This is a genomic window from Kocuria subflava (assembly GCF_012163155.1).
Classification (GTDB): Bacteria; Actinomycetota; Actinomycetes; order Actinomycetales; family Micrococcaceae; genus Kocuria; species Kocuria subflava.
The window spans coordinates 1-11979 of record NZ_JAAVUN010000040.1 but is presented as its reverse complement, the minus strand read 5'-3'; the positions used below and the strand labels follow the sequence as shown (position 1 = coordinate 11979).

6 protein-coding genes are annotated in these 11979 nt (G+C 61.6%); 4 read left to right on the top strand and 2 right to left on the bottom strand.

The genetic code is table 11. The features are described 5' to 3' along the window. Window positions 1-90 precede the first annotated feature (90 nt). Window positions 91-348 carry a hypothetical protein gene (locus GTW58_RS12370; protein ID WP_119933758.1) on the bottom strand — a complete coding sequence of 86 codons (258 nt, stop codon included), beginning with the start codon at window positions 346-348 and terminating at the stop codon, window positions 91-93. 564 nt (window positions 349-912) lie between these two features. On the opposite strand from GTW58_RS12370, the gene GTW58_RS12365 reads away from it, so the two are divergent. From GTW58_RS12365 to GTW58_RS12350, 4 genes are read left to right on the top strand one after another with little or no spacing between them, the layout of a single operon-like run. Next, window positions 913-3798: an SNF2-related protein gene (locus tag GTW58_RS12365; protein WP_119933757.1), complete on the top strand. Its 2886-nt coding sequence runs from the start codon at window positions 913-915 to the stop codon at window positions 3796-3798. Window positions 3799-3855: 57 nt separating this feature from the next. Next, on the top strand, window positions 3856-5796 hold the full coding sequence (locus tag GTW58_RS12360; RefSeq protein ID WP_119933756.1) for a site-specific DNA-methyltransferase: 1941 nt from the start codon (window positions 3856-3858) through the stop codon (window positions 5794-5796). Further along, window positions 5796-8786 carry a restriction endonuclease gene (locus GTW58_RS12355; RefSeq protein ID WP_119933755.1) on the top strand — a complete coding sequence of 997 codons (2991 nt, stop codon included), beginning with the start codon at window positions 5796-5798 and terminating at the stop codon, window positions 8784-8786. The genes GTW58_RS12360 and GTW58_RS12355 overlap by 1 nt, the downstream gene beginning before the upstream one ends. Beyond that, window positions 8774-11407, top strand: coding sequence for a TrlF family AAA-like ATPase (locus GTW58_RS12350; RefSeq protein WP_245195255.1), 2634 nt, complete (start codon window positions 8774-8776; stop codon window positions 11405-11407). The genes GTW58_RS12355 and GTW58_RS12350 overlap by 13 nt, the downstream gene beginning before the upstream one ends. Here the strand turns inward: GTW58_RS12350 and GTW58_RS14730 are convergent. After that, window positions 11376-11777: a helix-turn-helix domain containing protein gene (locus GTW58_RS14730; protein WP_168023532.1), complete on the bottom strand. Its 402-nt coding sequence runs from the start codon at window positions 11775-11777 to the stop codon at window positions 11376-11378. The genes GTW58_RS12350 and GTW58_RS14730 overlap by 32 nt on opposite strands. Between the last annotated feature and the right edge of the window lie 202 nt (window positions 11778-11979).

Genomic DNA, 11979 nt, shown 5'->3' with positions numbered 1-11979 from the left:
CACCCCGCGGGCACTCACCACCATCGGAAGCTAGCGACCAAGAGTGGAAACCTAACCGTAGGGCAGGTCAAGCTGACACCTACTCGTGCATCAGTCCCCTTCGTCGGCGTCCTCGGTGATGATCTCCACCCAGACGACCTTCTGCAGCACCGGATAGCGGGCCACGCCCGCCAGGACGTTGTAGATGCCACGCTGGACGACAGAGAGCGCACCGCCCTTGGTGGTTATCTGGATCAGGAAGCGATGCGTGTTCCCTTTCCGCTTCGCATGAGCGAGAGACGCAGTGAGCTTCCGGCTGGTGACCTTCTCACGAGAGACATGCTTGTGAGCACTGGCCTTGACCACCATCCACCAGAAGTAGAGTTAGGTGAAGATCAGGAGCACCATAGCCCCGAAGAGGAACCAACCGACTGGTGAGAGATCTGGAACCAGACGCACTACGCGACGGCTCCGAAATCGCCCCTCGAACAGCGAGGGTGCAAGAAATGTGTGAGATGGTGTGACGGAAGATCCAGACGCATTACTGCTCTGTAATATAACACGAATTGCTAGTCGAGGCAATGCTCAAATGCGGGCTGATCAGGGTATTGTCTCGCTGGGGGTGTCAGTACTTCTATTCTCGAAGATGCGTAAATATGAGAGAATAGAGGGCAGATCGTAGCGTCCCGGTTGAGCCGTCTGGTTCCCGCCTGCGGCAGCCCCAACCCGCCCGGGTGGACGCGCCACGCTCGACGTGTCGGAGGTCCCCGGTACCGTTGGACACGGCACTATGAGCACAACTTAAGATCGCGCCGCTGGCGCGCAGGAGCATGACCTGATGGAGCGCAAAGCGGCCGGATCGATCCGCTGCGACGGCCGCCCGGCCGCCGCAGCTTCCATGTGTCTGCCCTGCCACACCCGGAAGGGCCGCCGATGACGGCTCCCCTCACCGACTACCAGTCGAAGTACTTCGCCTACGAGCTGCAGCGCAGCTACGCCAACGATCACGTCGGCAAGCTGGCGGGCCTGCTGTTCGATGCGCGGGTTGAGCCGAAGCCGCACCAGATCGACGCGGCGCTCTTCGCTCTCCAAACCCCGTTCCTGCCTGGCGTGATCCTGGCGGACGAGGTCGGCCTCGGCAAGACCATCGAGGCGGGCATCGTCATCTCGCAGTACTGGGCCGAGCGCAAGCGCCGCGTTCTCATCGTCGCTCCATCGAGCCTGCGGCAGCAGTGGCAGCAGGAGCTGTACGAGAAGTTCCTGATCCCATCCACGATCCTCGACGCCAGGTCGAAAGACGCGCTGCTCGCGAGGACGGACACCCGCGCCGCTGAGGTGCTCATCTGCTCGTATGAGTTCGCCCTCCGCCACGAGACAGCACTGCTGAAATCGTGGGATCTGGTGGTGGCCGACGAGGCGCACCGCCTGCGTAGCTACTGGAACGGCAAGGCCAAGGTGGCGGAGGCTGTCTCGCACGTCGCCCGCAGCGCGCACAAAACGGTGCTGCTCACGGCGACACCGCTGCAGAACAAGCTCGAGGAGCTGTACGGGCTCGTGTCGATCTTCGACCCCGACTACTTCTACTCGCTCGACGCGTTCCGTGAGCGCTACATCAAGAGCCGCGACCTGACCGGCGACGACGACCTGGTCGAGCGTGTAGCGGCGATCTCTAAGCGCACGCTCCGCAAGGACGCCAACAAGTACATCCGGTTCACCAAGCGCATGCCGCTGACGGTGGAGTTCACGCCGTCGCCCGACGAGGTGCGCCTGTACGACCTGGTCAACGACTACCTGCAGCGCGACGAGTTGTTCGCGTTCGCAGGATCGCAGCGCCATCTCTCTGCGCTCATCATCCGCAAACGCCTCGGATCATCGACGTACGCCGTGGCGAGCACCCTGGAAAACATCGCCAACCGCCTGGCAGACGAGGTGGCCGCTGGCAAGCTCCGTGACAACCGAGGTGGGCTGTTCCTGGCCGACTTTGAGGCCGGTGACGAACTCGAGGAAGAGATCGTCGAGGAGGCCGAGGAGACGACGGCTCAGACGTCGAGCGCGCAGCTCGATGCCGAGACCCTGGGGCGCATGCGCGCCGAGGTGGATGAGCTCCGCGAGTATGCGGCGCTTGCTCGTTCGATCATGGTCAACCAGAAGGCCGTGAAACTCAACGAGGCCCTCGACAGGGGCTTCGAGCGCCTGCGTGAGCTGGGCGCCGCCGAGAAAGCGATCATCTTCACCGATTCGACCAAGACGCAGGAGTACATCGCCCGCACGCTGGCCGACGCCGGTCGCGGCGAGGGCGTCGTGCTGTTCAACGGGTCGAACACCTCGCCTGAGCAGACGGCGATCTACCAGGCATGGCTGACGGCCAACAAGGACGGCGATCTGATCACGGGCATCCCGGCGGTCGATCGTCGAAAGGCGCTCGTGGACTACTTCCGCGAGCAAGGCACGATCATGATCGCCACCGAAGCGGCGGCTGAGGGCATCAACCTGCAGTTCTGCTCGATGCTCGTCAACTACGACCTGCCGTGGAACCCGCAGCGCGTCGAGCAGCGCATCGGCCGCGCGCACCGCTTCGGTCAGAAGCACAACGTCGTCGTCGTGAACTTCAGCAACAAGGGCAACGTCGCGGAGCAGCGCATCTTGGAGTTGCTGACGAACAAGTTCCAACTGTTCTCGAGCGTGTTCGGTGCCAGCGACGAGGTGCTTGGCGCGGTGGAGGACGGCCTCGACTTCGAGAAGCGGATCAGCGACATCCTCACCCGCTGCAAGACGGCCGGCGAGATCGACGCGGCGTTCAAACAGCTTGAGGATCAGTTCGCGGGCGAGATCTCGAAGGAGATGGCCAGCGCCAAGGCCAAGGTCTTCGACCACCTCGACCCGCACGTGCAGGATCGCCTGAAGGCGTACGACGAGCAGTCGGGCGACGTGCTCAATAAGTTCGAGCGTCTCCTGCTTGCGATCACGCAGCACGAGCTCCGCGACGTCGCGACGTTCGAGGGCGACGGCCGCACGTTCGTGCTGAACCAGGCTCCTACCAAGGATGCGCCGACGGGCCGCTACTTCTTCAAATCGAAGCCGCTCCCGAACGCGCACCAGTACCGCTACGCCAGCCCGCTCGCGCAGCACGTCGCAGACACCGCGAAGGCGCACGAGACGCCGCAGCGCGAGCTGACCTTCTCGCTCGGCCAATCGAAGCGTGCCAGCAACGCTGTCAAGGCGCTCGCGTGTAAGAGCGGCGAGCTGACGGTCAACCTGCTGACCTTCACGATGCGGGCGCGCGACGAGGACATCTCCGAGTCGTACATGCTCGCCGGTGGCATGACCGACGACGGCCAGTACTTGGACGAGGAATACGTCGCCGACATCCTCGACCTCGCCTGCCAGGGCTTGGGTGAACAACCCGTCGCGGTCGACGTGGCTAAGGTCGAGCCGCAGCTCAAGGCGCGGCTCGGTGAGCTGGAGAAAGAGGTTCAGGGGCGCAACTCTCGATACTACGACCAGCAGGAGGAACTGCTCTACCGCAACCAGCAGGATCGTAAGGCCGAGCACGAGGGCAAGATCCGCGAGTACCGCACCAAGGAAAAAGAAGCCCGCAAGGCGGCGAAGCAGGCGGACGACCCGATGGAGCAGCTCAAGCTCAAGCGTGAGGCCCGCAAGTGGGAGCGCCGGGCGGACGAGGCCGACGACGGCTTCCGTGATGCACGTCGCAAGCTGCAGGCCGAGATCGACGAGAAGCTCGACATGATCGAGCAATCCCTGCAAGGCACCCAGGACACCGAGCACCTGTTCGCGATCCGTTGGCGCATCGTCGCGTAACGGTCAGCGTTCACAAAAGACATCAAAATTGTTAAATTGAGGAAAGAGAAATACCCGATGAGCGAAGAAATCCACGAAACACCATCCTCTACCCCGAACTTCCAGACCGAACTGGCAGCGCAGCTTGCTGAGCTGATGCCTGAGGTCATTGCCGACGGCAAGGTGGACGTGGAGAAGCTCAAGGAGCTGCTGGACGGTGACGCGTCCGACACCAGCGAGCGGTTCGGGCTGTTCTGGCCGGGTAAGAAGCGCGCCCTGCGTGCCGCGCAGGAGTCGACCACGGCGACACTGCGTCCTGACTTCGAGAACTCGAAGGACTGGGACACCACCAAGAACGTGTTCATCGAGGGTGACAACCTCGAGGTGCTGAAGATCCTGCAGAAGCACTACCACGCCAAGATCAAGTTGATCTACATCGATCCGCCGTACAACACCGGGAACGACTTCGTCTACCCGGACAACTACAAAGAAGGTCTCGACACCTACCTTGAGTGGACGCGCCAGCTGAACGAGGAGGGCAAGAAGCTCTCGACCAACGCGGACACCGAGGGACGCTACCACTCCAACTGGCTCAACATGATGTATCCGCGCTTGAAGCTGGCACGGAACCTCCTAGCCCCGGAGGGCGTAATCGCCATCAGCATCGATGACAATGAGGCGCCGCGACTACGCCAGTTGTGTGATGAAGTGTTCGGCGAAGCAAACTTCGTAGCCCAGGTAGTGACACAGGCCAACAAGGGTGGACGGGATTACCTTCCCTTGGCGCAGACCCATGAATACGTGCTGATCTACGCGCGTCGCTACTCGGACGCGGGCATTTACGAACTGCCGAAGATCGACAACTCGTTACCGTTCCAGGATGGGCGCGGCCGCTACGAGTGCCGAGAACTCAGGAACCGCAACCCACGCTTCAACCGAGCGAACCGCCCCAACCTCTTCTACCCGTTCTACGTTGATCCGAACAACTTGGACTCAAACGGATACTCCTCCGTCAGTCTTGAGAAGAACGATCGGCACGTGCTGGAGGTGTACCCACGCAACAGCCAGGGGAACGACAGTTGCTGGCGCTGGGGCACAACGAAGGCCGGACAGAACATCGTGCAAGGTGACCCCGACGCGTCGCAAGTAGTAGCGAAGGCAGTACGCACGGGAGGATGGAATGTCTACGAGAAGAACAGGAGGTCGACCCAGAAAGCGAAGACGATCTGGGATGAGACTGAGGTGCGCACCGAGGCTGGCACCCGTGAAGTGCGTCAACTGTTCGGTAAGACGATGTTCGACCACCCGAAGCCCGTTGACCTGATCAAGAAGGTCATCGCACTCGCAACCCGCCCGGACGCGGACGATATCGTGCTGGATTTCTTCGCGGGCTCTGGGTCCACCGGACATGCTGTTCTGGCTGCGAACGCAGATGACTCGGGCAACCGCCGTTGGATCCAAGTGCAGCTACCCGAGCCGACCACGGAAGCTTCTGAGGCGCGGAGGTCGGGCTTCGAAACGCTCTCGGCGGTTGCACGGGCCAGGTTGTCGCTTGCTCGCGACAAAGTGGATTCGGAACTTACGGGCCAATCAGTTGACACCGGCTTCCGAGCCTTTTCGCTAGCGGATACGAACTTCTCCAAATGGAAGGTCTCGAGCGACGTTGATCGAACGGAACTCGAGCAGCACCTCTTCGATCTGCGCGCGTCAAGCAGCTCAGACGACGCTTCAGCGGACGACCTCCTTGCGGAGATCCTCCTCAAGCAGGGCTATTCGCTGACTGAGGAAATTGCGCCGGTCGTTCTAGCCGACCTCAACCTGCGCTCGGTGGGTGACGGCATCGTGCTCGCCTACCTGAATGAGCACGTCAAGCCGACGCTCGAGCAACTGCGTGCCGTGGTGGATGAGGATCCTGCTCGTCTGATCGTCCTAGAGGACGCGTTCCAGGGTGACGATCAGTTGAAGACCAATCTTGCCCAGCTCTGCAAGAGCAACGGCATCGAGCTCTGGACGGCGTGATGAGTAGCGGGTTCAAGTTTGACGCCAGCCAGCCCTACCAGCTCGACGCGATCAAGTCTGTCGTCGATCTGTTCGACGGACAGCCGAAGGACGCCGAGAAGCTGGAGACAACGCTGCGCGGCCAGGTGGCCGCGCTCAACGAGACGGAGAACGCGGCGCTGGACCTCGACCTCTCGCAAAAGGTCGGCGCCGTCGGAAACCGCCTGGTGCTCGACCGCGACACAGTGCTCGCCAACTTGCAGCGCGTACAGGACAAGAACGGCCTCGAGGTCGCCTCGAAACTTTTCGATGATTCCGGCCTGGACTTCGATATTGAGATGGAGACGGGTACAGGTAAGACGTACGTGTACCTCCGCACCATCTTCGAGCTGGCCGAGCGGTACAACTTCACGAAGTTCGTCATCCTCGTGCCGAGTGTGGCGATCCGTGAGGGTGTGAACACGAGCATCCGGCTCATGCGTTCGCACTTCGAGAACCTGTACAAGAAGCGCAATATCACCTTCGACTCGTCGGTCTACAGCGGTAAGACGGCCGAGGAGGTGCAGTCGTTCGCGACGTCGACCAACGTGCAGATCATGGTGATGACGATCGACTCGATCCGTGGCAACGCGAACACGCGCATCATCCACCAGACGCGCGACAAGCTGAACGGTCTCAAGCCGATCGACTATCTGAAGGCGACGCATCCGGTCGTCATCATGGACGAGCCGCAGAACATGGAGTCCCTGCTCTCTCAGTCGGCCGTGAGCGAGCTCGACCCGGTGTTCACGTTGCGCTACAGCGCGACGCACAAGAAGCTCCGCAACGTCGTCTACCGACTCGATCCGGTCGACGCACACGACCTCGGCCTGGTGAAGCAGATCGTGGTGGCGGACGTGCAGCAGCAAGGAGCGGACGCGACGCCGTACATCAAGCTGGTCGAGGTCAAGAACGACAAGGGCTGGGTCGCTCGGCTGGAGCTGTCATGCCGGAAGGCGGACGGTTCGCTCGAGCGGCGCGTGGTGAACGTCAAGCAGAACCAGGAGCTGTCCGATCCTCGACTGACGGACAACGCGAGCTACGACGGCTGGCGCGTCGACGAGATGAGCATCGAACCCGCCTACGTCGACCTGACGCTCCACGGCTATCTGTATCAGGGCGAAGGCATCGGCGGATCGTCGGGCGCGATCTACAAGGAGATGATTCGCGAGACGATCAAGGAGCACCTGCGCAAGGAGACGCAACTGCGCGCTAAGGGCATCAAGGTGCTCAGCCTGTTCTTCATCGACAAGGTGGAAAGCTTCCTCGGTGACGGCTCGAACAACAATGATGCGAATGGTCAGTTCGTGCAGTGGTTCGACGAGCTGTTCCGTGAAGAGCGTGCCAAGTCTCCGCAGTGGCAGGAGCTGCTCCCGCAGGAGCCGGCCGAGCTGCGTCGCGGCTACTTCTCTGTCCTCAAAGGCAAGAAGGGCGCGGTGGACAAGTTCCAGGACACGTCCGGCACCACCAAGGCCGACGATGACGCGTACGAGCTGATCATGCAGCAGAAGGAACGCCTGCTCGACGAGAACGAGCCGACGCGTTTCGTGTTCAGTCACTCTGCCCTGCGCGAGGGCTGGGACAACCCGAACGTCTTCCAGATCTGCACCCTGCGCGAAATGGGCGCCGAGACGGAACGACGCCAGACGCTCGGGCGTGGTCTACGCCTGCCGGTCGCGAAGAGCGAAGGCGGCTACGAGCGTGTGGCCGACCGCGGGATCGCGACGCTGACCGTGGTGGCGAACGAGTCGTACAAGCAGTTCGCCGACGCGCTCCAGAAGGAGTACAAGGACGCGGGTGTCGAGATCGGCCGCGTGCGCAAGGCGGAGTTCTCGAAGATCCCGCTGCAGAACCCCGACGGGACGCTCACCGATGAGAATCTCGGCTATGAGGGGTCTGTGTCGATCTGGGAGCACCTGCTCGCGCAGAAGTTCATCGACAAGGACGGCGTTGTGCAGCCGAAGTTCCAGCCGAACACGCTCGACTTCAGCCTCAACATGCCCGTCGACTTCATGTGGGCCGAGCCGTTCGTCATCGAGCTGGTCGGCCGCGCCAACATCGGCAAGTACGTCAAGCCGAAGAGTAAGCGTCATTCCCGCAAACTCAACAAGGAGCTGTTCGCGAACCCGGAGTTCGAGAAGTTCTGGGAGACGATCAGCCGTCGCACGACGTACCGCGTCGAGGTGGAGCGCGACAAGATCATCGAGAACTCGGTCAGGGCGATCAAGGAGGCACCGAGCATCGATCCGCTGCGCATCCAGGTCACCCGGGCGGGCGTGAAGGTGCTTCGCGGTGGCGCGAAGGGCCAGGAACTCGGGTCACGTCAGCAGGAACTCCGAGGTAGCTACGACCTGCCCGACATCATCGGGGAGCTGCAGGAGGCCACTTCCCTCACCCGCAAGACCATTGTCGATGTCCTCGTCGGCAGTGGACGGCTGGGCGAGTTCATCGCGAACCCGAACGACTTCATCGCCATGGCCAAGCGCCTCATGCAGACCGAGCTCGCGAAGCTCGTCGTCGACGGTGTGCAGTACGAGAAGATCGCAGGTTCTGTCTACGAGCTACGAGAGCTGCGCAAGGACGGCGAGGAGGAGAAGGAACGCTTCCTCGACCAGATGTACAAGCTGGAGAACGCGGACAAGTCGAACTTCGACTACGTCGTCTACGACTCCGACCCCGAGCGTCAGTTCGCGGAACTGCTCGACGGCCGCGAGGACATCAAGTTCTTCATGAAGCTGCCCGATAGGTTCAAGATCGATACCCCGGTCGGGCCGTACAACCCGGACTGGGCGATCGTGAAGCACGAGGACGGCGGAGAGCGGGTGTACATGATCCGCGAGACGAAGAGCACGGAAGACGAGATCAAGCGCCGCCCGACGGAGAACGCCAAGATCAAGTCTGCGAAGCGACACTTCGAGGCGATCGGTGTGCCGGACTACGCGGTCTCAGTTCCGGGAGGATGGAAGCTATGACAAATGTCGGCACAGTTGGTGCGCGTTGGGTACGAGCAGCGCTTCAGGTAAATCCGTATACGTACGAGGGTAAGAACGCCCCTTCGGTGACATACAACACGGAGGCTGACTACAACAAGGCGCTGCTCGATGAGTTCGAAGCACAGGGGATCGAGCTGTTCGCGGTCACGGATCACTGGAAGGTTGATTCCGCGCTTCAGCTGATCCGCGACGCATCCGATCGGGGCATCGTCGGCCTTCCCGGCTTCGAAGCAAACTCCGGCGAGGGTATCCACATCCTTGTGATCTTTGAAGCGGGAACCAGCGCGGCGACGATCAACGCTGCGATCGGCATGTGCGGTGTTGCGCCTGGCTGTGCCAACGGGACAACTGGCGCCTCCTTCACCGACATCCTTGAGAAGATGACCGCACAGGGGGCTCTCGTGATTCCTGCCCACGTCAACGTCCCCAACAGCGGACTTCTGACTGGGCGTGCCGGACAGCCACTCGTGACAAAGATCAAGCATCCCGATCTACACGCCCTCGGCATCACGCCTAGCCAGGCTGACGGCACGGATCAGATCGCGATCCTCGATGGCACCAAGCCTTATGACAGAACTCATCCGCTCGCCGCGATACATGCCGACGATGTAACGAAGCCCACTGCCCTCCAGAACCAAGGCGCAAGCTGTTGGTTCAAGGTCAGCCGTCTATCGGTGGACAGCCTCAAGCTCGCCGTCCGAACCCCTGAGACACGAGTTTCACTTGAAAACCCAGCGGTCGAACCACGTCCCATACTGAAGGAGATCTCATGGGTGGGCGGCTTCCTCGACGGCGTAACGATCCCGCTTTCAAGCGATCTCACGACACTCATCGGGGGACGAGGAACCGGCAAGTCGACTGCCATCGAGAGCCTCCGATTCGTCCTTGGCCTGACTCCGATTGGCGCAGAGGCGAAGAGAGACCATGACGGCATCGTGAGTGGCGTGCTCAAGTCGGGCACCGTCGTGAAGCTGCTTGTCGAGACGACCTCGCCGTCGGTGCGTACGTTTACCATCGAACGGTCCGTCAGCAACCTTCCGGTAGTGAAAGACGAGAGCGGCACTGCCACCAACCTCCGGCCGATCGATGTGATCGCAAACGTGGAGATCTTTGGACAGCATGAGCTCGCCGAACTGACGAACGACAGCTCGAAGGTCGCGAGCATGTTGCAACGGTTCCAAGGGAGCGGTGAACTAGCTGCCGAACATGTGGAGACTCTGACCAATCTCAAGCTGAATCGTGAGAAATTGGCCCGCGCAGAAGAGGGACGTACCCAGCTCGAAGATGAGCTCGCGGACATCCCTCGGCTCGAGGAACAGGTGCAACACTACACCGCCACAGATGTTCCGACCCGGCTTAAGGAGGTCACGCGGCTCACCCAAGACGAAGCGGTGTTCACCGAGGCGGCAGCGCGCGCAACCGCAGCACAGGAGTCGTTGACAGCTCTCACTGATCCGCAGCTCACCACGAAGTTGGAGGCCGCATTCGACAACATTGACGACTCGCCAAGAACTGCCTACCTAAAGCGTGCGCAGGCAGCATCGACGACACTTGCTTCCAAGTTGGCAGGGCTTGCTGCTGACGCCCGGACGGCGCTTGAGGTGGCAGCCGCCGAGATCGAAGCGGCGAAATCCGAATGGTCGGACGCTGTCCGCGAGCAGCGCGACGAGCACGACGAGGTACTCCGCAAGCTTGTCGAGGAGGGGCTTGAACCCAACAAGTACCTCGACACGACGAATGCGCTTGAGGTGTTGAAGGCCAAGGAATCTCGTCGGACTGCTATCGCGAGGAGCCTTCAGGGGCTACTCACCGAGCGGGCCACGCTGCTGCAACAACTGGCGAGCCACGAGAGCGACCGAGCCCGGGAACTCACTGAAGCGATCCGCGCCGCGAACGCTGCCACTGGCGGAGTTGTGATCGTGAAGCCCGTCCCTGCTTCGGATCGGAAGGACATCAAGTCAGTGATCGAGCAGTCCATCTCTGGCCGGCGCAATCGCATCATGGCGGCTATCGATCAAGAGAGCTTCTCGACGCGAGCCTTCGTGGAAGCGGCGCGAACCGGAGAGCCGGAACTGAGTGAACAGTTCTCGATCAGCGGTGCGCAGGCGCGTTCCCTGCTGGAAGCAGGGGAGCCTCTGCTCCGTCAGCTCGAAGAGTTGTCGGTTGGGCAAGCTGTCGAGGTACAGCTGGACGTCCTGGCGGGAACGGGCACACGTGAGTTCAAGAAGATGGACGATCTGTCAAAGGGACAGCGCGCCACCGCCCTGCTCCTCCTCCTGCTCGGGGCATCGAACGCCCCGCTCGTGATCGATCAGCCTGAAGATGACCTCGACAATCGCTTTGTCTACGACGGTATCGTTACGAATCTTCGAAGTCTGAAGGGCAAGCGTCAGATCATTGCGAGCACTCATAACGCGAATGTTCCGGTGCTTGGCGACGCCGAGCTGATCGTTGCTCTCGAAGGGGATGGCCGGAACGGTCGATCTACATCGGACGGAGTTGGATCGCTGGACGACATGGCCATTCGTTCGCACGTCGAGAACGTACTCGAAGGAGGGCCAGCGGCTTTCAACGCTCGCCAGCATCTCTACGGATTTTAGTGCAGGCCTCCGGGCAGTAGCGGCCGTGAGAGTCACGCGTCGCGACGCCTCTGCGCAGGAGCACCGCGCGGATCGTGGTGGCGGTGAAGCCGAGCTGGGAGCCGATGTTGGCGAGCGAGAGCCCCTCCTCGTAGAGGCGAGCGGCGGTGTCGACTTGGCTCGGGCTCATGCTGTGCGGCCGCTTCGCCGTGCCAGTCCGCTCAAGCACCTGACTGACCGTGACACGGTGGATGCCGTGCGCCGCAGCGATCCCCTTCATGCTCTGCCCCGCCTGATACGCCGCGACGACGGCCTGTTCGGTCTCCGCAGGTAGCTGCTTGCCTGTCTGTGCGGAACGTGGAGGTCGAGGGGTGCGGCGTTGCGGGGCCACGCTTCCGATCTGACGCCTGGCTTCCGCGACCAGACCATCGATCTGACGAGTTATTTCGTTCCGATTGCAGTAAGTGCGTAGGAGCCCCACCGAAGGAACACGGAGGGCCGCACCGGGAGGTGCGGCCCTCCTGGGCCGCCCCCTTCATTCGGTCCGGTCGCTCTGTGAGTCGTCGGTTTCGATTTGATGGGTGCACTGCCGA